The 23,680-nt window shown below is 63.8% G+C and carries 23 protein-coding genes and 1 pseudogene; 11 read left to right on the plus strand and 13 right to left on the minus strand.

What is annotated here, in order from left to right; translation table 11 throughout:
* The 3 genes from K9B37_RS11975 to xth form a co-directional block, all read left to right on the plus strand.
* A partial coding sequence (locus K9B37_RS11975) for a DNA translocase FtsK (RefSeq protein WP_305072156.1) occupies positions 1-431 on the plus strand: 431 nt, incomplete at its 5' end.
* 105 nt (positions 432-536) lie between these two features.
* The gene (locus tag K9B37_RS11980) at positions 537-1,562 is read left to right on the plus strand and encodes an outer-membrane lipoprotein carrier protein LolA (RefSeq protein WP_224313323.1); all 1,026 of its coding nucleotides are present in this window, start codon (positions 537-539) and stop codon (positions 1,560-1,562) included.
* Between the two features lie 111 nt (positions 1,563-1,673).
* On the plus strand, positions 1,674-2,486 hold the full coding sequence (xth, locus tag K9B37_RS11985) for an exodeoxyribonuclease III (RefSeq protein WP_224313324.1): 813 nt from the start codon (positions 1,674-1,676) through the stop codon (positions 2,484-2,486).
* A 184-nt stretch (positions 2,487-2,670) separates the two neighbouring features.
* Here xth and K9B37_RS11990 read toward each other — a convergent pair whose 3' ends face one another.
* From K9B37_RS11990 to K9B37_RS12000, 3 genes are read right to left on the minus strand one after another with little or no spacing between them, the layout of a single operon-like run.
* Complete coding sequence (locus K9B37_RS11990; protein WP_224313325.1) at positions 2,671-3,081, minus strand: NUDIX hydrolase; 411 nt, start codon at positions 3,079-3,081, stop codon at positions 2,671-2,673.
* A gap of 52 nt (positions 3,082-3,133) precedes the next feature.
* On the minus strand, positions 3,134-3,607 hold the full coding sequence (locus K9B37_RS11995) for a cyclic nucleotide-binding domain-containing protein (RefSeq protein WP_224313326.1): 474 nt from the start codon (positions 3,605-3,607) through the stop codon (positions 3,134-3,136).
* Between the two features lies 1 nt (position 3,608).
* Positions 3,609-4,295, minus strand: coding sequence for a response regulator transcription factor (locus tag K9B37_RS12000; protein ID WP_224313327.1), 687 nt, complete (start codon positions 4,293-4,295; stop codon positions 3,609-3,611).
* 121 nt (positions 4,296-4,416) lie between these two features.
* Here K9B37_RS12000 and K9B37_RS12005 point away from each other — a divergent pair, with 121 nt between their 5' ends.
* The 3 genes from K9B37_RS12005 (at position 4,417) to K9B37_RS12015 (ending at position 5,764) form a co-directional block, all read left to right on the plus strand.
* Complete coding sequence (locus tag K9B37_RS12005) at positions 4,417-4,950, plus strand: L,D-transpeptidase family protein (RefSeq protein WP_224313328.1); 534 nt, start codon at positions 4,417-4,419, stop codon at positions 4,948-4,950.
* 79 nt (positions 4,951-5,029) lie between these two features.
* Positions 5,030-5,227 (plus strand): YqaE/Pmp3 family membrane protein, encoded by a 198-nt coding sequence (locus tag K9B37_RS12010; RefSeq protein ID WP_224313329.1) that lies wholly within the window; start codon positions 5,030-5,032, stop codon positions 5,225-5,227.
* Between the two features lie 84 nt (positions 5,228-5,311).
* Positions 5,312-5,764, plus strand: coding sequence for a host attachment protein (locus tag K9B37_RS12015; RefSeq protein ID WP_224313330.1), 453 nt, complete (start codon positions 5,312-5,314; stop codon positions 5,762-5,764).
* 24 nt (positions 5,765-5,788) lie between these two features.
* Here K9B37_RS12015 and K9B37_RS12020 read toward each other — a convergent pair whose 3' ends face one another.
* Complete coding sequence (locus K9B37_RS12020; protein ID WP_369414284.1) at positions 5,789-7,384, minus strand: ABC-F family ATP-binding cassette domain-containing protein; 1,596 nt, start codon at positions 7,382-7,384, stop codon at positions 5,789-5,791.
* A gap of 116 nt (positions 7,385-7,500) precedes the next feature.
* The gene (locus K9B37_RS24640) at positions 7,501-7,635 is read right to left on the minus strand and encodes a hypothetical protein (protein WP_255616561.1); all 135 of its coding nucleotides are present in this window, start codon (positions 7,633-7,635) and stop codon (positions 7,501-7,503) included.
* A 177-nt stretch (positions 7,636-7,812) separates the two neighbouring features.
* Here K9B37_RS24640 and K9B37_RS12025 point away from each other — a divergent pair, with 177 nt between their 5' ends.
* Positions 7,813-8,085, plus strand: coding sequence for a hypothetical protein (locus K9B37_RS12025; RefSeq protein WP_224313331.1), 273 nt, complete (start codon positions 7,813-7,815; stop codon positions 8,083-8,085).
* Between the two features lie 26 nt (positions 8,086-8,111).
* Here the strand turns inward: K9B37_RS12025 and K9B37_RS12030 are convergent, their stop codons facing one another.
* Positions 8,112-8,792 carry a YggS family pyridoxal phosphate-dependent enzyme gene (locus tag K9B37_RS12030; RefSeq protein WP_224313332.1) on the minus strand — a complete coding sequence of 227 codons (681 nt, stop codon included), beginning with the start codon at positions 8,790-8,792 and terminating at the stop codon, positions 8,112-8,114.
* Between the two features lie 124 nt (positions 8,793-8,916).
* On the opposite strand from K9B37_RS12030, the gene leuS reads away from it, so the two are divergent.
* From leuS to holA, 3 genes are read left to right on the plus strand one after another with little or no spacing between them, the layout of a single operon-like run.
* Positions 8,917-11,538, plus strand: coding sequence for a leucine--tRNA ligase (gene leuS / locus K9B37_RS12035; RefSeq protein ID WP_224313538.1), 2,622 nt, complete (start codon positions 8,917-8,919; stop codon positions 11,536-11,538).
* On the plus strand, positions 11,525-12,061 hold the full coding sequence (locus K9B37_RS12040) for an LPS assembly lipoprotein LptE (protein WP_224313333.1): 537 nt from the start codon (positions 11,525-11,527) through the stop codon (positions 12,059-12,061). The genes leuS and K9B37_RS12040 overlap by 14 nt, the downstream gene beginning before the upstream one ends.
* A 4-nt stretch (positions 12,062-12,065) precedes the next feature.
* The gene (holA, locus tag K9B37_RS12045; protein WP_224313334.1) at positions 12,066-13,085 is read left to right on the plus strand and encodes a DNA polymerase III subunit delta; all 1,020 of its coding nucleotides are present in this window, start codon (positions 12,066-12,068) and stop codon (positions 13,083-13,085) included.
* Positions 13,086-13,281: 196 nt separating this feature from the next.
* Here holA and K9B37_RS12050 read toward each other — a convergent pair whose 3' ends face one another.
* From K9B37_RS12050 to mnmE, 5 genes are all read right to left on the minus strand, one after another.
* On the minus strand, positions 13,282-14,166 hold the full coding sequence (locus K9B37_RS12050; RefSeq protein WP_224313335.1) for a ParB/RepB/Spo0J family partition protein: 885 nt from the start codon (positions 14,164-14,166) through the stop codon (positions 13,282-13,284).
* Positions 14,167-14,210: 44 nt separating this feature from the next.
* Positions 14,211-15,047: a ParA family protein gene (locus tag K9B37_RS12055; protein ID WP_224313336.1), complete on the minus strand. Its 837-nt coding sequence runs from the start codon at positions 15,045-15,047 to the stop codon at positions 14,211-14,213.
* Entirely contained in the window at positions 15,047-15,679 is a 633-nt protein-coding gene (rsmG, locus tag K9B37_RS12060) for a 16S rRNA (guanine(527)-N(7))-methyltransferase RsmG (protein ID WP_224313337.1), read from the minus strand. Before rsmG ends, K9B37_RS12055 begins: the two co-directional genes overlap by 1 nt.
* The gene (mnmG, locus tag K9B37_RS12065; protein WP_224313338.1) at positions 15,676-17,556 is read right to left on the minus strand and encodes a tRNA uridine-5-carboxymethylaminomethyl(34) synthesis enzyme MnmG; all 1,881 of its coding nucleotides are present in this window, start codon (positions 17,554-17,556) and stop codon (positions 15,676-15,678) included. The genes rsmG and mnmG overlap by 4 nt, the downstream gene beginning before the upstream one ends.
* A gap of 189 nt (positions 17,557-17,745) precedes the next feature.
* Positions 17,746-19,056: a tRNA uridine-5-carboxymethylaminomethyl(34) synthesis GTPase MnmE gene (gene mnmE, locus K9B37_RS12070; protein WP_224313339.1), complete on the minus strand. Its 1,311-nt coding sequence runs from the start codon at positions 19,054-19,056 to the stop codon at positions 17,746-17,748.
* Positions 19,057-19,170: 114 nt separating this feature from the next.
* On the opposite strand from mnmE, the gene K9B37_RS12075 reads away from it, so the two are divergent.
* Entirely contained in the window at positions 19,171-21,174 is a 2,004-nt protein-coding gene (locus K9B37_RS12075; RefSeq protein WP_224313340.1) for a thioredoxin domain-containing protein, read from the plus strand.
* Positions 21,175-21,193: 19 nt separating this feature from the next.
* Here K9B37_RS12075 and K9B37_RS25060 read toward each other — a convergent pair.
* Together K9B37_RS25060 and rho are read right to left on the minus strand one after the other, a co-directional pair.
* Positions 21,194-22,063, minus strand: a pseudogene (locus K9B37_RS25060) (NAD(P)-dependent oxidoreductase).
* A 283-nt stretch (positions 22,064-22,346) separates the two neighbouring features.
* Positions 22,347-23,612 (minus strand): transcription termination factor Rho, encoded by a 1,266-nt coding sequence (gene rho / locus K9B37_RS12085; protein WP_224313341.1) that lies wholly within the window; start codon positions 23,610-23,612, stop codon positions 22,347-22,349.
* Positions 23,613-23,680 lie beyond the last annotated feature (68 nt).

The raw sequence follows: 23,680 nt of genomic DNA on the forward strand, positions 1-23,680 counted from the left end.
CCGAGCAGCTTCTGGGCCAGGGCGACATGCTGTACATGGCCGGCGGCGGGCGGATCACCCGCGTGCACGGACCGTTCTGCTCGGACGAGGAGGTCGAGAAGGTCGTCGCCCACCTCAAGCGTCAGGGCCGGCCGCAATATCTCGAAGCGGTCACCGCGGACGAAGAGGGCGGCAACGAGGGCGGCGACTCGCCGGTCTTCGACAGCGGCGAGTTCGGTTCAGGTTCGGGCGATCTCTACGATCAGGCGATCGCCGTGGTGCTGCGCGACAAGAAGGCGTCGACGTCATACATCCAGCGGCGGCTGCAGATCGGCTACAACCGCGCCGCCTCGCTGATGGAGCGGATGGAGAAGGAAGGCATCGTCGGTCCGGCCAACCATGCCGGTAAACGCGAGATCCTCATGGAGACGCCGGACCTTGGCGACGATTGAGGATGATCGAAACGACGCAGACGGAACCTTAGCCCTGGCGCCAGCGTCATCGATTAGCCACATGAGGGGACTAGCGCGGCGCCCACGCTGACACGCCAAGCTGATATGCAGGAAATCCGCCGGATGCGCCTTTCGAGCCTGATCTGCCTCGCATCGCTCCTCGCCGCCTCGGCGGGCATGGGCGCGATGCCGGCTGCCGCTCAGGTGCTTCCCTACGAAATGTTCCAGCCGCCCAAAGCGTCTTCGCCCACGGCGCCGGCGGCGCTCGCCTCCTCTGCGGAAGGCTTCACCCTGACGGTGCCGCCGCCTGCTACCTCGAAGTTCCATCCGCGCAAGGCGGCCCCGCAGACGGGCACCGCTTCGGCCGCGCCCGAGATTCCGAAGCCAGCGGAGCCCGCGAAGGCCGCGGAGCCGGTCAAGGAAGCTGCCGCCTTCCCGCAGGTCGCGCCCCTGCCCCCGCCGCCGGTCCGTCCCGTCGCCCTCAAGGAATCCCCGGTGCCGGTGGATGGACCCGTGGAGATCGCACCCCGACCGATCATGGCCGCGGCCGTGACCCCGGCCGCGATGCCGAAGGTTCAGCAGCCGCTCTCGAACCAGGAAATCGTCGCCCGCGCCAATGCCTATTTCACCGGTCTCGGCAGCCTCGTGGCCGATTTCACCCAGGTGGGCGGCGACGGACGCCGGCTCGGCGGCACGCTCTACCTGCAGCGCCCTGGCAAGCTGCGCTTCGAATACGATCCGCCGGCCACCCTCGAAGTGATCGCCGACGGCACGTCGGTGGCCGTGCGCGACAAGAAGCTCAATACGCAGGACCTTTATTTCATCCAGCAGACGCCCCTGAAGTTCCTACTGCGGGAGCAGGTGAATCTCGGCCGGGACATTGCCGTCACGGGCATCTCCAGCGAGCCGAACGCCGTGCGCATCAATCTGGAAGACAGCTCGACGCTCGGCGGCACCTCCCGCATCGCTCTCTATTTCGATCCCGAGGTGCAGACCCTGACCCAATGGCGGATCACCGATCCGCAGGGCTACCAGACCGTCGTGGTGCTGAACAAGATGAACCGTGGCCGCGCCATCGACCAGGCCCTGTTCCGGATTCCGAACGCACCCACCTTCGGAAACAATCGCTAGATCCGACCACCGCAGGCCAAGGCCAACGGCTTGTGCGGCTCTCAACGCCCTTCCCTTGCAGCCTGATCTGTCGTAGCCGAAGAGAGCCCGAGATCACAGGATGCTTGCGCCGTGAAGCTGACCATCTCCACCTGGAACATCAATTCCGTCCGCCTGCGGATCGATCAGGTCCGTCGCTTCCTGGACGAGAACCGCCCGGACATCCTGTGTCTGCAGGAGACCAAGTGCCCTAACGACAAGTTTCCCCTCAAGGAATTGCAGGCCTTCGGTTACCCGTTCGTGGTCCATATCGGACAGAAGGGGTATAACGGCGTCGCGATCCTCTCCCGCTATCCCTTCGCCGAAACGTCGGTCATGGAGATGTGCGGCCGCCAGGACGCCCGCCACATCACCGTGACGCTGACCCAGGCCAAGGCGGCCTCCGGTATCACGATCCACAATTTCTACGTCCCGGCCGGCGGCGATATTCCCGACGTCGATCTCAACGAAAAATTCCGCCACAAGCTGCAGTTCATGGAAGAGCTGCGGAGTTGGGGCGGCCGTTCGCGCCCCACCTCGGCCCCGGCCATCCTCGTGGGCGATCTCAACGTCGCGCCCCTCGAGCACGACGTATGGAGTCACAAGCAGCTCCTCGACGTGGTGAGCCACACGCCGATCGAAACGGCGGCGCTGGAGGAACTGCGCCAGGAGGCCGGCTGGCACGATGCCATGCGCCTTCTGCGGCCCGAGCCGGAAAAGATCTATTCCTGGTGGAGCTATCGCTCGCCCGATTGGGCCGCCGCCAACAAGGGCCGTCGCCTCGACCACATCTGGCTCTCCGGCGATCTGTCGGGCACCTTGCGCGGTATCGACGTGACCAAGGAAACCCGCGGCTGGGACCGGCCCTCCGACCATGCGCCGGTGACGGCGGTTTTGGAACTCTGAGGTTTCCCGTACCCCCATGAAGAGAAGAGCCAGGCGCTGCTCCTCTGCCGTCATCCCGGGACGTGCCTTTGGCACAGGCCCGGAACCCATAGCCGCTGCGCATTCTCTTGCACCGTCAGCGGCTATGGGTTCCGGGCTCGCCTATGGCGCCCCGGAATGACAATGTTGTGCCTCGTCACTCCGCTCAGACGCAGGCGTCTTCCCCTCTCAGAAGAGGCAGCACGCCGTCGCGGGTCAAAGGCGCCAGGATGATGTCCGGTGGGGCGGCGACGTCGATCCAGCACATCTCCGCAATTTCCGCTGAAATGGCCGGACGGCTCTCGATCTCGGCATGGTAGAGCGCCGCCTCGACGACGCGGCCAGTCTCGTTGGCGGCTGGAGCGGTCAGGGTTTTGAGATAACGCAGAGAACCCGGCTTCACGGTACAGCCCAGCTCCTCCAGGATTTCCCGGCCAAGGGCCGCGGTATCGTCCTCGTCGGGCTCACGCTTTCCGCCCGGCTGCATGAACGCCACGGTGTCCCGCTTGCGCACGAGCAGGATCCGGCCGCTTTCATCTCTGATCACGGCGGCCACGATGCGGATGGGTTCATGCATGTCGGTTGCGGATATCGGTTTCTGGGACCGCATTAAAGCCAATGGATTCCGGTCACGCCTCGTCCTGACCGTCGATGGCGATCAGCTTGCGGCGCACCTGTTCGAGCCCTTTGGTCAGCCGGTCGAGTTCCTCGGCCATGGCGTCGTGCATGGCGGCGGCGGCCGTGGGAAATTCTTCGAGCACGCGGCGCATGAGGCTCGGGCTCACGCGGATGACGGTTGCGGCCTCCCGCGCCACGGCGGTGGCCGGACGCTCGATCCGCGCGAACAGCGCTGCCTGTCCGATTAGGGAACCCGGACCTAAGACGAAATCGGCGGCCGTCCCGTCCTCGCGGGCGTCGAGCGCGATGGTGCCGCTGCTCACCACGTAACCACCATCCGAGCGGTCGCCCTTCCGGAACAAGGTGTCGCCCTCGCGCAGTTTCCGGCTCTCCGCTGCGAAGGCGACGAGGCGCAGAGCGTCCTTGTTCAGCAGGCTGAACAGCGGCGCACTGGAGAGAATGGCGATGTCGTCCTCGAGCGCCATCTCACGGAATCAGCTTGTAGCCGCCAGGCTCGGTGACCAGGATGCGGGCATGGGAGGGATCGGACTCGATCTTCTGGCGCAGGCGGTAGATATGCGTTTCCAGGGTATGCGTGGTGACGTTGGAATTGTAGCCCCAGACCTCGGCGAGCAGGGTCTCGCGTCCGACCACGGCCTGACCGGCGCGGTAGAGATAGCGCAGGATGGCCGTTTCCTTCTCCGTCAGCTTGAGCTTGGAGCCCTTCTCGTTGGTGAGAAGCTTCGAGCCCGGGCGGAACGTGTAGGGTCCGATCTGAAACACCGCGTCCTCGCTCGCCTCGTATTGACGCAGCTGCGCCCGGATACGGGCGAGGAGCACAGCGAACTTGAACGGCTTGACCACGTAGTCGTTGGCCCCGGCTTCGAGGCCCATGACCGTGTCACTGTCGGAAGCCTGGGCGGTCAGCATGATGATGGGGCTGCGAAAGCCTTCGTGGCGCATGGCCTTGACAGCATCGCGACCGTCCATGTCGGGAAGCCCGACATCCATGATCACAAGGTCGGTCCGGCCGCCCTTGACTGCCTGCATGGCCTCGGTCGCGCTCGCTGCCGTCGCGACCTGGAATTCGTCGTAGAGACCAAGCTGCTCGACGAGCGTATCGCGCAGATCCTGATCGTCGTCGACGACGAGGAGACGGCTGGCATTCGACATGTCAAACCCTTTGGCGGATCACGCGTGAGAGGCAAGTCCGCTTTTGCGGATCCCGTGCCTGCCCTTAGACTAGTCATTCCCAACTTGACAACAAGGGGCCGGCCTGCCCCTTCCACTGCCCATGAAACGCACCTGCGTCAATCTTATCCTCGTCCGCCGTTCTCCCCTCGACCGTCGCCGCGGGCGCCTGCAGGCGGGCAACTTGATCCTGCCCTGCGCCATCGGCCGCTCTGGAACGACCCGGACGAAACGGGAAGGCGACGGCGCCTCGCCAATCGGATATTTTGCCCTCCTGCAAGGGTTCTACCGGCCCGATCGGGGTCCACGTCCCCGGACCGGACTAAAGCTGCGCCCGCTCCGCCGCCAGGATGGCTGGTCGGACGATCCGGAGGACCGGCGTTACAACCGCCTCGTCACCCTTCCCTGCCCCACGAGCCATGAGAAAATGTGGCGCGACGATCATCTCTACGACGTGGTTGTGGATATTGCATGGAATCGCGGCCCGATCCGGCGCGGCCGGGGCAGCGCGATCTTTCTTCATCTCGCGCGCCCAGAATTCTCGCCGACCGAGGGCTGCGTCGCCGTTCATCCGCGGATGATCCGCCGGCTCCTGGAACGCATCGGTCCGCGCACGCAGATCGCGATTCTCGATTGAAGGCGGATCGCCGCAAGCTTTGCAAGTCGCGTACGGCGTTCCTATCTTGAGGCTGCGTCCCTGAAAGGTTGAACTTCCGATGCGCCTCCTGATTGCCCTGCTCCTGCCCTGGCTGACTTTCTTCACGATCGGACGGCCCTTCGCAGGGCTGATTTGCCTGATCCTTCAGGTCACCATCATCGGCTGGCTCCCTGCCGCCTTCTGGGCGGTCTATGCCCTCAGCCAGTACAACACCGACAAGAAGATCGCCGAAGCTTTGCGTCAGTACGGGCGCTAAAGCCTCGGGCCCTTCCGGATTCGTCTCCTTTTCAAAGTCGCGGCGTGATATTCTGGGCCCTCGTCTCCAGATGGGAGCGCCGTCATGACCAAGCATCTCAAGCTGCCCTACGACGGCATCGTGCTCGTCAGCGATGGACGGAAGGCCCTGCTGTTGAGGAATACGGGCACCGAGGCGTCGTGGAATCTGACCGTCGAAAAGGTCATGCAGGCTCCCGACAATCCGCCGACGGCCCAGCAGGGAACGGACAAGCCCGGACGCGCTTTCAACTCGACCGGGGAGCGCAGCGCCGTCGAGCAGAGCGACTGGCATGCTCTCGCCGAGGCGCGCTTCGCCGAAGACGTGGCGGCGGAGTTGGAGCGCACCGCCGCACAGGCAAAAGCAGTGATCATCGCTGCACCGCCGCGCACGCTTGCGGTGCTTCGCAGGCAGTTGCCGACGTCCTTCACGGACAACCGGATCGTTGCCGAAGTGAACAAGGATCTCACCCGCCATCCCGTGCATGAGATCGCAGCGCATCTGCAGGCGGAGCAATGAGATCGCTCCGCCGTGCAGCCATGCTCAGGAATTCCTGAGCATGGAATAGAACGCATCGGGCGACGAGACTTCCCTGACGCGCTTTCCTTCGATCAGAAGGAAACGTGTACCGATGGTCTCGATGAAGCGCCGGTCGTGCGAGACCAGGAGGCCGGTGGCGTTCGCGGCCAGAATCTCGGCTTCCAGTGCCTCGCGACCCGGGATGTCCACATGGTTGGTCGGCTCGTCCATGAGATAGACGTTCGGCTCCGTCAGACGCAGAGCCAGAAGCCCGAGCCGGGCTCTCTGGCCCGGTGAGAGCATTCCCACCGGCCGCTGCTGCTGCTCGATGGAAAAGCCCGCACCGGCGAGAAGCGCCTTGCTGCGCTGATCGCCCAGCCGGAAAGCCGACAGGATGAAACCGAGCGGCGTATCGCGCGCCGGAATCTGCGACAGGTCCTGATCCGTATAGCCGAGCACCACCGTGGGGCTGACACGGATTGTCGGATGCGCATCCGGATCGCGAACGGCGCGATGGAGAAGCCGCACGAACTGCGACTTGCCGGCGCCGTTCTGACCCAAAAGCACGATGCGGTCGCCCTGCTCCACCTCGAGTTTTGGAATCTCGAAGAGCTTTTCTCCGTCAGGCTTGCAAACGACGACATTCTGCAGGCTGATGAGAATCCGCGCATGCGTGGAACGGCTGGCGAGGCGCACTTCACCTGAGCGGTCCCGATGAACGGCCTGAAGTCCCTCTTCCAGGGCATCGGCTCGTTTCTTGAGCTGCTTCGCCTTGGTGAGCAGGAGATCGCTGCCGCTGTTGATGCCGACATTGCGCAGCTCTCCGGCATTCTGGCGCATCCGCTTGATCTCTCGCCTGTCTTTCTCATTCCGGTTCGCCTGCGCCGTATCCTGATCGGCAAGCAGGGGTCGGGCGCGGCCGAACGGATGCGAAAACGTCACCGAGGTTTCGGGTCGCAGGAAGAGCGTCCGGGTCGTGCAGGCATCGAGAAAATCGCGGTCGTGGCTCGCGATCAGCATCGGGATCGGCCCCGCGCTCTCCCGGATCCAGCGTTCCAGAAGAAACAGGTTCTCAAGGTCGAGATGATTTGTCGGCTCGTCGAGGAGAAGCGCATCCGGTTCCCCGACCCAGACGCTGGCGATCAAGGCGAGCCGCTGCCAGCCGCCGCTCAACGTACGCAGCGTCTGTCGACGCATGGCCTCCGGAGCTCCGAAATCGTCGAGAATGATATCGGCGCGCCATTCGTTGCCTTCGCGCTCCGCCGGATCGAGCCCGCTCATGACCGCCTCGTGCAGAGACAGGTCGAGCAGGTTTTCAGGCACGTTTTGCGTGACGAAGCCGACCTTCAGGCCGCGCGACAGCGTGACGTCGCCTTCCGTCGGCTCAGCGAGACCGGCAAGGCAGCGCAGGAGGGTGGTCTTTCCCGTGCCGTTGCCGGCGACGACGCCGATGCGCTCGCGCTCACTGATCGTGAGCGTCAGGTTGCGGAACAGGGGAGCGGGAGAGAGGACGGCAAGATTGCGAAGGGTGATGAAGCCCATAGGATCGATCTCAATCAGGGGCGCCGAGGCCTTGAGGCACGGAACGGCGCGAAGTCGTGAACGTGGCGTCGGATGCATCGGTCTCGGAATCGAGACGGCGAGCACGAAAAGCCGTTCAGAGCTGACCAGATCGAGAGAAGGACGCGCAGCGCATTTTCGGTAGGGGAAAATGCAGAGTTGACGAGGCGCCGGCGTCAGATCCGTGTCGTGGTCCGCCCTGCAACAAGCTGCTGCAGGGCCTGCCAGGGGCCGAACATGCGTAGATGCATCGCTTCACACATGCAGCCCTCCTGTGGTTGGTGTGGCGGATCGAGCCCGACCTTAGCCATGGATCGTTTCCGATGCAATATCATCCGGCACGATGTCGCTCGCTTTCATTCCGGTGACGGCTATGCGTCGGTCCCTTACACATCTCCGTGCGGTCGGGTTGTGCCTGCGATGGCGCCATTCCACATCAGCTCATGACATAGGGAACGTCGAGATCGTTCCTGAAGTGGAGGTGGGCCGTGAAACACGTCCTTCTGAAGCTTGGTTTCCTCATGGTCGGTTTGAGCCTGATTTCAGGAATCGCCGAAGCCCGGGGCGGCGAAGGTGGTGGAGGCCGCGGTGGGGGTGAAAGCGCGCATTCCAGCGGCGGTACCGGACGTGGCGGAAATGTCGGAGATAGCCATCCCGGTGGCGGGTTCTCCGGCGAACGGGGGAACCATCAGGAACGAGGCCCAGAAATGCACTGCCGTGGCACGTATTACGGGTCTGCCTTCTATTCCTGCGGCGGATAGCGCATCGGCAGGGCCGTGGCTTGGATTTAAGCCGGTCTGGACCGTGCTCCGAAAATCGCGCTGCCGATTCGCACGTGCGTGGCCCCCATCTGGATCGCCGCGTCGTAATCGGCGCTCATGCCCATGGAAAGCGTCTTGAGACCGTGCTTCTCCGCGATCGTCTGGAGAAGGGCGAAATGCGGCGACGGCGGATCGGCTGCCGGCGGAATGCACATCAGCCCTTCGATGGTCAGGCCGTAGCGGTTCCGGCACGCCTCCAGGAAGGCATCGACCTCACCCGGTGCGACGCCGCCCTTCTGCGGCTCTTCGCCCGTGTTCACCTGGATCAGAAGACGCGGTGTCTTGCCCTGCTTGGCGATTTCCTTCGCGAGCGCTTCGGCGAGCGAGGGGCGGTCGAGCGTGTGGATCACGTCGAAGAGCTGGACCGCCTCCTTGGCCTTGTTGGACTGGAGCGGGCCGATGAGGTGGAGTTCGATATCGGGATAGGCTTCGCGGAAGGAAGGCCACTTGGCCTTCGCCTCCTGGACGTAATTCTCGCCGAAGACCCGCTGCCCGACAGCGAGGACCGGTGCGATGTCCTCCGCCGGGAAGGTCTTGGATACGGCGACGAGGGTGATCGAGGCCGGGTCGCGGCCGTAATCGACGGCGGCCCGGGCGATGCTGGCGCGAACCTCTTTCAGCTGCTCGACGGGGGTGGTGTCGCTCATATGAGTCCTCTGCACGGCTTTCCCGCGCGCGAAGCCGTTGACCGCGCGGATGAGCTGTGTCCTAGTCCGCGCCAACCCTGCGGCGCAAGCCGCGTCTATCATGAATGACGGTGTGACGAGAAAAATGAGGCCGGAGCGCTACAACGCCAAGGAATCCGAACCGAAATGGCGGAAGGTCTGGAACGACCGCGATCTGTTCAAGACCCGCAACGAAGATCCGCGCCCGAAATATTACGTGCTCGAGATGTTCCCCTATCCGTCGGGACGCATCCATATGGGCCACGTGCGCAACTACACGATGGGCGACGTTGTGGCCCGCTACAAGCGCGCCAAGGGCTTCAACGTGCTGCATCCCATGGGCTGGGACGCCTTCGGCATGCCGGCCGAGAACGCGGCGATGCAGAACAAGGTTCACCCGAAGGAATGGACCTACGCCAATATCGCGACCATGCGCGGCCAGCTGCAATCCATGGGCCTGTCGCTTGACTGGAGCCGCGAGATCGCGACCTGCGATCCGAGCTACTACAAGCACCAGCAGCGCATGTTCCTGGACTTCCTCGAGGCCGGGCTCGTCGACCGCAAGACTGCCAAGGTGAACTGGGATCCGGTCGACCATACGGTGCTGGCCAACGAGCAGGTGATCGACGGGCGCGGCTGGCGCTCCGGCGCCCTGGTCGAGCAGCGTGAGCTGACCCAGTGGTTCCTGAAGATCACGGCCTATGCCGAGGACCTGAACGCAAGGCTCGACACCCTCGACCGCTGGCCGGAAAAAGTCCGCCTGATGCAGCATAACTGGATCGGCCGCTCCGAAGGCCTGCTGGTCCGTTTCGCCCTGCGCCCGGAGACGGCTCCGAACGGCGAGAACGAGCTCGAGATCTACACGACCCGGCCCGACACCCTGTTCGGCGCCAAGTTCATGGCGGTCGCGCCCGATCATCCGCTGGCGAAGGCGGCTGCCGAGAAGAATCCCGCGCTCGCCGCCTTCATCGAGGAATGCAAGCACCTGGGCACGGCGCAGGAGGCCATCGACAAGGCGGAGAAGCTGGGCTTCGACACCGGCATCCGCGCCGAGCATCCGTTCGATCCGAACTGGACCCTGCCGGTCTATGTGGCGAACTTCATCCTGATGGAATACGGCACAGGCGCCATTTTCGGCTGCCCGGCGCATGACCAGCGCGACCTGGATTTCGTCAACAAGTACGGTCTTGGCAACACCCCGGTGGTCTGTCCCCCGGATGTGGATCCTGCAAGCTTCGTCATCACCGACACGGCCTATGACGGCGACGGCCGCATGATCAATTCCCGCTTCCTCGACGGCATGACCATCGAGCAGGCTAAGGAAGAGGTCGCGCGGCGCCTGGAGAGCGAGACGCGCGACAACCGTCCGGTGGCCGAGCGCAAGGTGAATTTCCGCCTGCGCGACTGGGGCATCTCGCGCCAGCGCTATTGGGGCTGCCCGATCCCGATCATCCACTGCGACGCGTGTGGCGCGGTGCCCGTTCCGCTGGATCAGTTGCCGGTGACACTGCCGGAGGATGTGTCCTTCGATGTGCCCGGCAACCCGCTCGACCGCCATCCGACCTGGAAGCATGTCAATTGCCCGCAATGCGGCGGGAAGGCCCGACGCGAGACGGACACCATGGACACCTTCGTGGATTCGTCCTGGTATTTCGCGCGCTTCACCGACCCGACCCTGACGGATGAGCCGACCGACAAGGCCGTCGTCGACAGCTGGCTGCCGGTGGACCAGTATATCGGCGGCATCGAGCACGCGATCCTGCACCTGCTCTATTCGCGCTTTTTCACCCGCGCGATGACGAAGACCGGCCATGCCGGTCTCGACGAGCCCTTCGACGGCCTGTTCACGCAAGGCATGGTGGTGCACGAAACCTATAAGGATGCGAACGGCGCCTGGGTGCTGCCGAGCGACGTGCGCATCGAGAGCGAGGGCAGCGTCCGCAAGGCCTTCGACGTCAACACGGGCGCGCCGGTCGAGATCGGCTCCATCGAGAAGATGTCGAAGTCCAAGAAGAACACGGTGGATCCGGACGAGATCATCGCTTCCTACGGCGCCGACACCGCCCGCTGGTTCATGCTGTCCGATTCGCCGCCTGAGCGCGATGTGATTTGGACCGAGGAAGGCGTGCAGGGTGCGGCCCGCTTCGTTCAGCGTGTCTGGCGCCTCATCGGTGAGCTGGCCGACCGGTCAGTCACGGGCGACGGTGCCGTAGCGGAGGGGTCGATCGGCCTCGCCGTCCGCAAGGCGGCACACAAGGCGCTCGCCGCCGTCGGGGAGGACGTGGAACGTCTGCGCTTCAACCGCTGCGTCGCGCATCTCTACGAATTTGCCAACAGTCTGCAGGATCTGCTGAATCAGGCGAAGACGGCTCAGGAGCCTGGGCTGTCTGCAGCCTTCCGGGAAGCGGGGCGGATCTTCGTGCAGCTGCTGGCGCCGATGATGCCGCATCTGGCGGAAGAGAGCTGGGCCGTGCTTGGCGAAACCGGGCTGGCGGCCGAGGCCGCCTGGCCGCAGGTAGAGCGCGCATTGCTGATCGAGGACACGATCACGCTACCGGTCCAGGTCAACGGCAAGAAGCGCGCCGACGTCACGGTGGCACGGGACGCGGATCAGGCAGCCGTCGAGGCTGCGGTGCTCTCGCTCGACGCCGTGCAAAAGGCTATGGAAGGCAAGTCCGTCCGGAAGATCATCGTCGTCCCGCAGAGGATCGTGAATGTCGTCGCTTAATCTGAAGGGCCTTGCCCGTCTTGCAATCGTGGCAGGCCTGTCTCTCGGCCTGTCCGCATGCTTCCGTCCTCTCTACGGTCCGACCGCTTCGGGCGAAACGGTCCAGACGATCCTCTCCTCCATCGAGGTGCCGGAGCTGAAATGGGCCGATCAGCAGGCCCGTGTCGGCCATTATATCCGCAGTGAGATCATCTATGCCCTCAACGGATCTGGCGCCGAGGTGCCGAAGCGCTATGTGCTGAGCCTGTCTCTCTCCCAGACCCTTCAGAGCCCGATCGTCGACACGGTGACCGGCCGGGCCCAGACGGCCACCATCGCTGGCAACCTGACCTATACGCTGACGAGCAAGGACGGCGGCAAGACGATCGCGACCGGCACCGCCACCTCCTACGCCACATATGAGCGCTTCCCGCAGCGGTTCGCCACCGTACGGGCAGCACGGGACGCCGAGATCCGACTCGCTAAGGCTCTGGCGGATCAGGTGAAAACCCGAATCGCCATGGAGCTGGCAACGACCAGCTGATCCCATGGTGGCGATCAAGGCCGGCGACGTCGAGGGAGTGCTCCGACGCCCTAATCCGGGCATCGGAATCTTCCTCTTCTACGGTCCGGATGTGGGTTTGATCAACGAGCGCGCGCGCGCGCTCGCCGAACGTTCGGTCGAGGATCCGGCCGATCCGTTCCAGCTCATCCGCATCGACGGTGACGATATCGCCGCTGATCCCGCGCGCCTTGCGGACGAAGCCGGCACGATGGGCCTGTTCGGCGGCAAACGGGCGCTCTGGATCAAGGCGACGTCGCGCAATATTGCACCGGCGGTAGATCTTGTCCTGAAGGGCAAGATTCAGGATACGGTGATCGTCATCGAAGGCGGGGATCTCGCGAAATCCGCGCCCCTGCGCACGCTCTGTGAAAAGTCACAGAATGCCCTCGCCCTACCCTGCTACGCGGATTCGGGGCGCGATCTCGGCACGGTGGTCGACGAAGCCCTCAAGAGCAATGGATTTACGATTGCGCGGGAGGCCCGCACCGCGCTCCTCGCCAGCCTCGGTGGCGATCGTCTCGCCACCCGCGGCGAGCTCACGAAACTGATGCTCTATGCCCATGGCAAGCGCGAGATCACGCTCGAAGACGTGGATGCGATCTTGAGCGACGTGTCGAGCCTTGCCATGGACGCAGTGGTGGACGCAGCCTTTGCCGGTCAGGGAACCGAACTCGAAACCGGTGCGCGACGCCTCTCCGCCGAGGGCGTCAGTGCTGCGACCGTTCTCGGCGCCGCTTTGCGTCATGCTCTGATGCTCCTGCCGGCTCGCCTCGCCGTCGAGGAGGGAAAGCCCGTCAGCGCCGTCGTCGAAAGCATGCGCAGTCTGCATTTCCGCCGCAAGCCGCTGGTGGAGCGCCATCTCCAGCGCTGGACCTCGGACAGCCTGAAACAGGCCATCGCGCAGCTTCAGACGAGCGTTCTCGACACCCGCCGCCTATCCCACCTCGATCACGTGGTCACTGCCAAGACACTTCTCGATCTGGCGCGAGCGGCGCGGCGGTAGTTTTTTCATTGTGAGCCGTCATTCCGGGGCGCCGCAGGCGAGCCCGACCCGTAGGGCCACGCAAAGCGGGGAAACCCATAGCCGCTACCGGTTCAGAAGAGAAAGCAACGGTTGCCCGCGCGTTTCCTCTGAAACCTCAATGTTTATAGGTTCCGGGCCCAGCGCTGCGCGCTGTCTCGGAATAACAAGGCTTTCCCTACCCCGCCGGATTGAGCCGCCGGCACAGGCCGTCGAGCTGTTCCAAAGTCTTGTAGCGGATCCGCAATTCGCCGCCCTGGCCCTTGTGGTCGATGGCGACCGTGAGACCGAGCACATCCTGCAACGCGCGCTCGAGCGCACGGGTGTCGGGGTCCTTTTCGGGCTTGATCTTCGCCGACTTGGTCTCGAGCTTCGTCGGCGTCGCCTGGTCGGCTTGGGCGATTTCCTCGACCTGACGGACGCTCAGTCCCTGGTCGAGAATGCGCTTCGCCGTCGTCACGGGATCCCTGACCGCGAGAAGCGCGCGGCCATGGCCTGCGGTGATCTGGCGGCTGACCAGAAGGGTCTTCACCTGGTCCGGCAGATCGCCCAGGCGCATCATGTTGGCGATGTGGCTGCGGCTCTTGCCGATAACCTTCGAGAGCTTCTCCTGCGTATAGGCGAATTCGGCCATCAGGCGCGAATAGCCCTGCGCCTCCTCGATCGGGTTCAGATCTTCGCGCTGGACGTTTTCGAGAATCGCGTATTCGAGGGACGTCTTGTCGTCGATCTCGACGATGACGACAGGCACCTCGTGCAGCCCGGCTGCCTGCGCTGCGCGCCAGCGCCGCTCGCCGGCGACGATCTCGTAGGCATCGGGCGTCTTCGGCACGGGGCGGACGACAATGGGCTGGATGATGCCGCGATCCTTGATCGACTGGGTGAGTTCCTGCAGCTCGCTGTCGACGAAGTTCTTGCGCGGATTGCGCGGGTTCGGCCGCAGGAAAGCGACCGGCACCTTACGCTGACCGCGGCCGCGCTCGACGACGCCGATCTCGTCTCCTACCTCGCCGATCAAGGCGGCGAGCCCTCGTCCCAAGCGCGGCTTTGCTTCTTCGGCCATGGTGCCCTCTTACAGGTTCTTGCAGGTTCTTGCGGTTCTTGAAATCAGGCGGCGCGCAGAGCGCGCTCACGCTGAATAATTTCGGAGGCCAGACGCAGGTAAGCCTGCGAGCCGGCGCATTTGAGATCGTAGAGCAGCACGGGCTTGCCGTGGGACGGCGCCTCGGACACGCGCACATTGCGCGGGATCATCGTCTCATAAACTTTGCTGCCCATGAACTGCCGCACGTCGGCGACCACTTGGCCCGACAGATTGTTGCGCGGGTCGAACATCGTCAAAACGACCCCGTGAATCGTCAGCTGCGGGTTGAGGGCCGAACGGACCTGCTCGACTGTCTTCAGGAGCTGACTGAGACCTTCCAGAGCGAAAAATTCGCATTGGAGCGGCACCAGAACCGCATCTGCTGCGGTCAAGGCATTGATGGTCAGGAGATTCAGCGAAGGTGGGCAATCGATCAGGACATAAGTAAAGGGATCGCTTACCTCAGAGGTCATCAAAGCCTGAATCGCAGCGCGCAGGCGGTGCGCGCGGTCACGCTCGCTGGCGATCTCCAGTTCGATCCCAAGAAGGTCGAGAGTCGACGGCGCCACGAAGAGACGCGGCACTACCGTCTCGGTGATGGCGCTCTCAAGCGACGCCTCTCCCGCCAGGACATGATAGGTCGACACGCTCCGGCTCTTACGGTCGATACCGAGTCCGGTCGAGGCGTTGCCTTGCGGATCGAGATCGATGATGAGCACCTTCTCGCCGATCGCCGCGAGAGCCGTGCCGAGGTTGATGGCGGTCGTGGTCTTGCCGACGCCGCCCTTCTGGTTGGCGAGGACCAGAACGCGCGGCTTGGCCGGTTGCGTTCCTGGTTCGGATCCGCTGCGGTCGCTCATTATGTCAGGCTCTCGATGGAGGAAATGCGAAGTATCCTGGCGTCGGAATCAGTTCGGCTTGGCAGGATATCCAGGTCGAACTTCCACGATTTTCTCGCCTCGGTCAATTCAGCCTCGGCGTCCCGGCCCTTAGGGAAGAGACCCATTGTCCCCGCTTTCAACAACGGCGCCGTCCAGTCCAGAAGCTGATCGAGGGATGCCAAGGCGCGGGCAGAGACCACGTCGGCCTTGCCGATGAAATCCGGAATGACGGTCTCAAGGCGAGCTTCATGCACTTTGGCGCGCGCGCCCGTCAGGCGTGCGACCTGACGCAGAAAAGAGCATTTGCGAGAGTTACTCTCAACCAGATGGACCTCAAGGCCACGGTCGATGCCGGCAATCGCCAAAACGAGGCCGGGAAACCCGGCGCCCGATCCGAGATCGACCCAGAGCTTGGCGGCCGGTGCGAGAGAGAGAAGCTGGAGTGAGTCGACGATATGCCGGTCCCAGATCTGGTCGAGGGTTCCCGGTCCAACCAGATTCTTGATGGACTGCCAGCGCCGGAGTTCACCTTCAAGCAGGGCGAGCTTCTCCGATGTTTCACGTGAAACATCGAACGGTCGCAATATCTCAACATATGCTTCCGACATCATTGCGGCTCCGAATCGAGCCGGACATTGCCCGCCGAGCGCTTGGCGTGAGCAGCGAGCAACGTCAGTGCGGCCGGCGTAATGCCCTCGATCCGGGCTGCCTGCCCTAGAGTGCGTGGCTGGACGCGAACGAGCTTGGCCTTGATCTCGTTGGACAGGCCGGATAGGGACTGGAAGTCCAAGCCGCTCTCCAGCACGATCCCCTCGTCACGGCGATAAGCCGCGATGTCGGCCTGCTGTCGGTCCAGGTAGACCGCATAGGTCGCATCCGTTTCAAGACGCTCGCGGATCGCCACCGGCACGGACAGCAACTCCGGCCACAATCCAAACAATTGGTCCCAACCAATGAGAGGGTAAGACAGCAGCTGATAGGCGCTCCGGCGAATGCCGTCCTGATTCAGCTCCAGGCCCCGCCGCGCCGCCTCGACCGGCGTGACCGTCAGGGATTGCAGCACGGCGCGCGTCTGCTGGAGTTGCTCCTGATGCGCGCCGAAATGCTCGGCACGGGCCTTACCGATGCAGCCGATCTCGAGCCCTTTACCGGTCAGGCGCTCGTCCGCATTGTCGATGCGCAGGCTGAGCCGGTACTCGGAGCGCGAGGTAAACATCCGATAGGGCTCGCTGACGCCGCGGGTAATCAAGTCATCGACAAGGACGCCGATATAGGATTCGGCCCGATCGAAGACGACGGCATCCTGCCCTGCGGCCCGGCGGGCCGCATTGATGCCAGCTACGAACCCCTGCGCGGCCGCCTCCTCGTAGCCCGTGGTGCCGTTGATCTGACCGGCCAGGAACAGGCCCGACACGGCCTTGGTTTCGAGTCCGGCATTGAGATTACGGGGATCGACATAATCATATTCGATCGCGTAGCCAGGCTGCAGCATCCGCACCCGCTCCAGTCCCGGGATCAGGGGCAGGAGCTGAAGCTGCACATCTTCCGGCAGCGACGTCGAAATGCCATTGGGATAGACGGTGATATCGTCGAGCCCCTCCGGCTCCAGAAAGATCTGATGCCCGTCCCGGTCGCCGAAGCGCACCACCTTGTCCTCGATCGAGGGGCAATAGCGCGGGCCCGTGCTCTGAATGTCGCCGGAATACATCGGTGCTCGATGCAAGTTGGCACGGATCAGCTCGTGTCCGGCCGCTGTCGTCCGGGTGATGCCGCATTCAATTTGAGGCGTCGTGATCCGTGTGGTCAGAGCGGAGAACGGCACCGGATCGTCGTCCGCTGCCTGCTTGTCGATCCCGGCCCAGTCGATGGTCCTTCCATCAAGGCGCGGCGGGGTACCGGTCTTCAGCCGGCCGAGGGTGAAACCAAGCCGTGCGAAGGTCTTTGGAAGACCGAGGGAAGGACGCTCTCCCATACGTCCGGCGGGGATCTTCCGCTCGCCGATATGGATAAGCCCCGAGAGAAAGGTGCCAGTCGTCAGGACGACAGCGCCGGTCGGCAGAACGCGCCCATCGGAGAGGATGACACTGGCGACTCGTCCGTTATCGATGAGGAGGTCGTCCACCTCCCCTTCTACGACTGTGAGATTCGGTGTGGCGGAGAGCTCGGCCTGCATGGCACGGGCATAGAGCTTCCGATCCGCCTGGGTGCGGGGGCCCCGTACGGCAGGACCCTTGCGCCGGTTGAGAAGGCGGAACTGGATGCCAGCCTGATCGGCGATGCGGCCCATAACGCCGTCGAGAGCGTCAATCTCGCGGACGAGATGCCCCTTACCGAGACCGCCGATGGCTGGGTTACAGGACATGGCGCCGACAGTCTCGAGCTTGTGAGTCACCAACGCGGTGCGCGCGCCAAGGCGTGCGGCCGCAGCCGCAGCCTCTGCTCCAGCATGGCCTCCGCCGACGACGATCACATCGAAATGTCGAGTCATGTCCTTCTCCAGCTCTGGCCTGTAGGCCGTCCGAAACCAGAGGTCAAAAGGGCAAAATGTTTCACGTGAAACATCGGATGCCATGCACGGCACTTCACAGGCCATCCACAGGCACTCAAATCAGTTTTCCGATGATTCTCCAAGACCCGTCCACATCGGCGAGCCTCGTGACCAACATGGTTTCTAGCCCTATTTTCCGATGCAGAAGCTGGAGAACAGGCGATCTAGAACATCCTCCACATCCACCCGTCCAGTGATTTCCCCGAAGGCCCGAGCCGCGAGCCTGACTTCCTCCGCGGCCAGTTCGATCGGACCGCGCCGCTCCAGCAGGTCCATGCCAGACTTGATCGACCGATGCGCCCGTTCAAGGGCCCGCCGATGCCTTTCACGCGTCAGCAGCGCATCCGCCTGACCGAGCGTCTCCTCCGCCTCCCGTGACAGACGCTCGATGAGCATCGTCATTCCTTCTCCCGTAGCGGCCGAGACCGTCAGGTCGCTTTCGTCACGGCTCCGATTCAAATCGGCCTTCGTTCTCACGCGAAGGACCCGGCGCGCAGCCGGCGGCTCACCTTCGGTGCCCTCTGGCGGCACGAGCCAGAGAACCAGATCCGCTCTCTCCGCTCTTGCGCGAGCCCGAGCAACGCCCTCTTGCTCGATAGGATCCGCGCTGTCGTGCAGGCCGGCCGTATCTACGATGACGACTGGAAGGCCGCCGAGATCGCAATGAACCTCCAACAAGTCGCGGGTCGTTCCGGCGATGGGCGACACGATCGCGACATCCCGCCGGGCCAATGCATTGAGCAAGGTCGATTTGCCCGCATTAGGCGGTCCCGCCAGGACCACGGTCAGCCCGTCCCGCAGGCGCTCCCCGCTCCGGTTCGCCAGAACGCACGCCACGGAGGCCTCGAGATCCGAAAGACGCCGGAGGACATCGCGCTCCAGATCCTCCGGCACGTCGCCCTCGTCGGAAAAATCAAGGCTCGCCTCCAGAAGCGCCAGAGCCTGGAGGATTTCCTCGCGCCACCGTTCCGTCGTCTGCCCGAGCCGACCTTCGAGCTGCGACAGAGCCTGCCGGCGCTGCGCCTCGGTCTCGGCATCGATGAGGTCGGCGAGCCCTTCGACCCGGCTAAGGTCCATCCGTCCGTTAAGAAAGGCCCGACGGGTGAACTCTCCCGCTTCAGCCGGGCGGCAATCGTCCAGAGACCCGAGCGCCTTGAGGACGGCCGCGCGGGTGGCAAGTCCACCATGGATGTGCAGCTCGACCTGATCCTCCCCGGTAAAGCTCTCCGGTCCCGGCATCCAGGCGACGAGGGCTTCATCCAGCGCCGTACCGTTCTTCGGGTCCTTCAGAATCCGCAGCACCAGACGGCGTGGTGCCGGCATTCCGCCGGCGATCGTTTCGAGAATGAATCGACTGCGCGCGCCACTGATACGGATCACGCTGATGGCCGCTCGACCATAACCCGAGGCCGGTGCGAAGATGGTATCGTCGGAGCGCATGCGCATGAACCTTGGTGACGCTAAAGCTTTGAGTTGCGAGAGACGACCGGCTCACACCCGAATCGATCGCCCTGCCAAGTAACACCCTGCCTAGAGATAAGCGGAGAGACAGCCATGAACCGCCTGAAGGATGCCAGCTCTCCCTATCTCCTGCAGCACCGCGACAACCCTGTCCAATGGTGGGAATGGGGACCGGAGGCCCTTGACGAAGCGCGGCGGTCGCAGCGGCCTGTCCTGATCTCGATCGGCTACGCCGCCTGCCATTGGTGTCACGTGATGGCCCACGAGAGCTTCGAGGACCCGGCCGTCGCCGCGGTCATGAACGAGCTCTTCATCAATATCAAGGTCGACCGGGAAGAACGACCGGACGTGGATCATATCTACATGAGCGCGCTCCATCTCCTGGGCGAGCAGGGCGGATGGCCGCTCACCATGTTCCTGACGCCGGAGGGAGAGCCCTTCTGGGGCGGCACGTACTTTCCCAAGGAGCCGCGTTTCGGCCGCCCCGGCTTCGTCCAGGTCCTGCGGGAGATCTCGCGCATCTATCATGCGGAGCCCGAGCGGGTCGCCAAGAACGCGGCTGCCCTCAAGCATCACCTCGCGCAGAGCGCAAGTGTTCAAGGGGAGGGCCTGACACTGGCCGAGCTCGACGGGCTCGGCGAGCGCATCGTCGGCGTCATGGATCCGGTGAACGGCGGTTTGCAGGGCGCCCCGAAATTTCCCAACCCGCCGATCCTCGAATTCCTGCTGCGATACGCGCATCGAAGTGGCAGCCACCAGGCGCGGCACAGCTTTCTCCTGTCGATGGAGCGGATGGCGCTCGGCGGCATCCACGATCATCTGGGCGGCGGCTTTGCCCGCTATGCGGTCGACGAGCGCTGGCTCGTGCCGCATTTCGAGAAGATGCTTTACGACAACGCGCAGCTCCTGGAACTCTACGCCCTTGCCTTCGCGGAGACCAGCCGGCCCCTGTTTCGCGATGCCGCCGCGGGAATCGTCGCCTGGCTCGAACGGGAGATGGTGACGCCCGAAGGAGCCTTCGCCTCCAGCCTCGATGCGGATTCCGAAGGTGAGGAGGGCCGCTTCTATGTCTGGAGCCTCGACGAGATACGCGAGGTCTTGAGGGATGACGCCGATCTCTTCGCCAAGGTCTATGACGTCATCGCGGAAGGGAACTGGGAGGGGCACAACATCCTCAACCGCCTGGTCTCGGAGGAGGCTCCCCCTGCTGTGGAAGAGCGTCTGGCCCCCCTGCGGGCCAAGCTCCTGGAGCGACGGTCGACGCGGGTGCGTCCCGGTCTCGACGACAAGATCCTGGCGGACTGGAACGGCCTGATGATCGCGGCTCTCGTGCGGGCATCCCTCCTTCTCGACCGGCCTGAGTGGATCGCTCTCGCCGCCCGGGCCTATCGGTTCATTCGCGATACTATGACCCGCGACGGCCGCCTCGGGCATTCCTGGCGCGGCGGTTCCCTCATCTATCCGGGTTTTGCCCTCGACCATGCCGCCATGATGCGCGCAGGCCTCGCCCTCTTCGAGGCCACCGGAGAGACCGATTACCGGGCCGATGCCGAGCGGTGGCGAGATATCCTGAGCGATGAATTCATGGTGACCGAGACCGGACGTCTCGCCATGACGGCCAAGGGTGCCGATCCCCTGGTGGTGCGTCCGCAGCCGAGCCATGACGATGCGGTGCCCAACGCCAACGGCGTCTTCGCCGAGGCTCTCGTGCGGCTCGCCCAGATCTCCGGCCTCGCGGAAGATCGCGAGAGAGCCGAGGCGATCCTGGCCGGTCTGTCGGCCATCGCGCGGGATGCGGCGCTCGGCCATACATCGATCCTCAACGCCCTCGATCTCCACCTGAGGGGCGTCAGCATCCTGGTGACCGGAAGCGGCTCCGACTCCTTGCGTGCCGCCGCGCTGCGCCTCCCCTATCTCGAACGCAGCCTCCATGCGGCCGAGGACCTGCAGGCCCTCGAAGAGTCGCATCCTGCTCGCGCCCTGGCAGCCACCACCGATGGGCCACAGGCTCTCGTCTGCGCCGGGATGCGCTGTTCCCTCCCCGTCCGCGATCCGGAACAATTGGCCGAACAGGTACGGACGATGCTGGCGCGTTGACACGCTCCAGGGCGCTTTCTCACAGGCCTGCGTTGCGTGCGACGACGCGGGCCAGAGCCGACCAATCGGAATCACCGTCTCCCTGTGCGAGGCCGGCCAGGAAATGATCCCTCACGAGGCTGGCGACCGGCATGGGAACCATGGCCGCATCGGCTGCCGCCAGCGCCAGACGGATGTCCTTGAGTCCGAGGGACATCTTGAAGCCGGCGGGCTCGTACTTTTCGTCGGCGATGAGCGCACCGTAGGTCTTGTAGATCGGCGCCGAAAAACAGGGTTTCCGTCAGGATTCCGAGAAAGCGGTGAGCGTCGATGTCGGATTTGCGCACCAGGGCAAAGGTCTCGCCGAGGCTTTCGAGAACCGAGGCGATCAGGAAATTGCCCGCGAGTTTGACGATGTTCGCCTGAGGCTGCCTGTCGCCGACGACGAAGGTTCTCTGCCCCATGGCATCGAACAGCGGCTGGCAGCGGCGGATGACCGCATCCGGCCCCGCTGCAATGACGAACAATTTTCCGGCCGCAGCTGCATCGGGGCGGCCGAAGACTGGCGCGGCGAGAAGGACCCGGCTGGCCGTGTCATGCATCGCCGTCAGATGCTCGGAGAGTGCGACACTGATCGTGCTCATCGAAATGTGAACGGTGACGGGACCGAAGGCAGAGAGGTCTTCCACCTAAAGAGGTCTTCCACCGCCCGATCATCGGCGAGCATGGTGATGACAGCGTCGCCCCGACAGGCGTCGCCGGGCGTCTCGGCCACCTGGGCGCCATGCGCCTGCAGCGCGGCTGCCTTCTCACGCGTCCGATTGTAGACGAGGAGGCGATGGCCGTTTTCGAGCAGGCGGCGTGCCATACCCGAGCCCATCTGCCCAAGTCCGATGAAGCCCACATCCATGGCTCACTCCCTCGATAGGGAATCGCATTCTGCGAGGCATCCAAGGCTGCAGGGTGGCGGAACGCGGGACTCTGCCCAATGTCTTGTCGTGTCAGGGAGCCGTCGCGATGTTTCTCTTTTTCTCGAACCGCGTGGGCTGCCTCGGGTCGCTGCTGATTTCGGCGCTGCTGACCCTTCTCGTGTTGTGGCTTATGGGAATTTTAACCTACAGACTTTGACACATGAAAAAACCCCGCCCTCGCGGTGAGGACGGGGTTTTGATCGTCATGTCCGACGTGAAACGTCAGGTGTTCATCGATTCGAAGAAATCGGCGTTCGATTTCGTCTGCCGCAGCTTGTCGAGGAGGAACTCGATCGCGTCGACGGTGCCCATCGGATTGAGAATGCGCCGCAGCACGTACATCTTCTTGAGCGTATCCGCCGGGACCAGCAGCTCTTCCTTGCGGGTGCCGGAACGGGTGATGTCGATGGCCGGGAAGGTGCGCTTGTCGGCAACCTTGCGGTCAAGAATGATTTCCGAGTTGCCGGTGCCCTTGAACTCTTCGAAGATCACCTCGTCCATGCGCGAGCCGGTATCGATCAGCGCGGTCGCGATGATGGTGAGCGAACCGCCTTCCTCGATGTTGCGCGCCGCACCGAAGAAGCGCTTCGGGCGCTGCAGGGCGTTGGCGTCAACACCGCCGGTGAGCACCTTGCCCGATGACGGCACCACCGTGTTGTAGGCGCGACCGAGGCGCGTGATCGAATCGAGCAGGATCACCACGTCGCGGCCATGCTCCACGAGGCGCTTTGCCTTCTCTATCACCATCTCGGCGACCTGCACGTGACGCGATGCCGGCTCGTCGAAGGTGGAGGCCACTACCTCGCCCTTCACCGAGCGCTGCATGTCCGTCACTTCTTCCGGCCGCTCGTCGATGAGCAGCACGATGAGATAGCATTCCGGATGATTGGTGGTGATCGACTGCGCCACGTTCTGCATCAGCACGGTCTTACCCGTGCGCGGCGGCGCCACGATCAGGGCACGCTGGCCCTTGCCGATGGGCGACACGATGTCGATGATGCGCGAGGAATAGTCCTTCTTCGTCGGATCATCGATCTCGAGCTTGAAGCGCTCGGCAGGGAAGAGCGGCGTCAGGTTGTCGAAATGCACCTTGTGCCGGATCTTCTCCGGATCTTCGAAATTGATCGTGTTGACCTTCAGCAACGCAAAGTAGCGCTCGCCTTCCTTCGGACCGCGAATCGGTCCGTCGACCGTGTCGCCGGTGCGCAGACCGAAGCGGCGGATCTGGGAAGGGGAGACATAGATATCGTCCGGCCCGGGCAGATAGTTCGAATCGGCGGAGCGCAGGAAGCCGAATCCATCCTGCAGCACCTCGACGACGCCGGCGCCGATAATCTCGACCTCGCGGGCGGCAAGCTGCTTCAGAATGGCGAACATGAGCTCCTGCTTGCGCATCGTGCTCGCGTTCTCGACCTCAAGCTCCTCGGCAAAGGCGATCAGCTCGGTCGGAGTTTTGGATTTCAGGTCTTGAAGTTTGATTTCCCTCATCGGGGAACACTCTCGGGGTAGGGGTTCGCGGCCAGAACGTCCGGTCGCGCAAGGAGATTAAGGGGAAC

The organism is Microvirga puerhi, assembly GCF_020089865.1.
GTDB lineage: Bacteria > Pseudomonadota > Alphaproteobacteria > Rhizobiales > Beijerinckiaceae > Microvirga > Microvirga puerhi.

Bases quoted from the DNA above. Each gene is read 5' to 3' on its own strand.
- K9B37_RS11980 (WP_224313323.1), top strand. From the start codon at position 537: ATGCAGGAAATCCGCCGGATGCGCCTTTCGAGCCTGATCTGCCTCGCA.
- K9B37_RS11990 (WP_224313325.1), bottom strand. From the start codon at position 3,081: ATGCATGAACCCATCCGCATCGTGGCCGCCGTGATCAGAGATGAAAGC.
- K9B37_RS11995 (WP_224313326.1), bottom strand. From the start codon at position 3,607: ATGGCGCTCGAGGACGACATCGCCATTCTCTCCAGTGCGCCGCTGTTC.
- K9B37_RS12000 (WP_224313327.1), bottom strand. From the start codon at position 4,295: ATGTCGAATGCCAGCCGTCTCCTCGTCGTCGACGACGATCAGGATCTG.
- K9B37_RS12005 (WP_224313328.1), top strand. From the start codon at position 4,417: ATGAAACGCACCTGCGTCAATCTTATCCTCGTCCGCCGTTCTCCCCTC.
- K9B37_RS12010 (WP_224313329.1), top strand. From the start codon at position 5,030: ATGCGCCTCCTGATTGCCCTGCTCCTGCCCTGGCTGACTTTCTTCACG.
- K9B37_RS12015 (WP_224313330.1), top strand. From the start codon at position 5,312: ATGACCAAGCATCTCAAGCTGCCCTACGACGGCATCGTGCTCGTCAGC.
- K9B37_RS12020 (WP_369414284.1), bottom strand. From the start codon at position 7,384: ATGCATCCGACGCCACGTTCACGACTTCGCGCCGTTCCGTGCCTCAAG.
- K9B37_RS24640 (WP_255616561.1), bottom strand. From the start codon at position 7,635: ATGGCTAAGGTCGGGCTCGATCCGCCACACCAACCACAGGAGGGCTGC.
- K9B37_RS12030 (WP_224313332.1), bottom strand. From the start codon at position 8,792: ATGAGCGACACCACCCCCGTCGAGCAGCTGAAAGAGGTTCGCGCCAGC.
- leuS (WP_224313538.1), top strand. From the start codon at position 8,917: ATGAGGCCGGAGCGCTACAACGCCAAGGAATCCGAACCGAAATGGCGG.
- K9B37_RS12040 (WP_224313333.1), top strand. From the start codon at position 11,525: ATGTCGTCGCTTAATCTGAAGGGCCTTGCCCGTCTTGCAATCGTGGCA.
- holA (WP_224313334.1), top strand. From the start codon at position 12,066: ATGGTGGCGATCAAGGCCGGCGACGTCGAGGGAGTGCTCCGACGCCCT.
- K9B37_RS12050 (WP_224313335.1), bottom strand. From the start codon at position 14,166: ATGGCCGAAGAAGCAAAGCCGCGCTTGGGACGAGGGCTCGCCGCCTTG.
- K9B37_RS12055 (WP_224313336.1), bottom strand. From the start codon at position 15,047: ATGAGCGACCGCAGCGGATCCGAACCAGGAACGCAACCGGCCAAGCCG.
- rsmG (WP_224313337.1), bottom strand. From the start codon at position 15,679: ATGATGTCGGAAGCATATGTTGAGATATTGCGACCGTTCGATGTTTCA.
- mnmG (WP_224313338.1), bottom strand. From the start codon at position 17,556: ATGACTCGACATTTCGATGTGATCGTCGTCGGCGGAGGCCATGCTGGA.
- mnmE (WP_224313339.1), bottom strand. From the start codon at position 19,056: ATGCGCTCCGACGATACCATCTTCGCACCGGCCTCGGGTTATGGTCGA.
- K9B37_RS12075 (WP_224313340.1), top strand. From the start codon at position 19,171: ATGAACCGCCTGAAGGATGCCAGCTCTCCCTATCTCCTGCAGCACCGC.
- rho (WP_224313341.1), bottom strand. From the start codon at position 23,612: ATGAGGGAAATCAAACTTCAAGACCTGAAATCCAAAACTCCGACCGAG.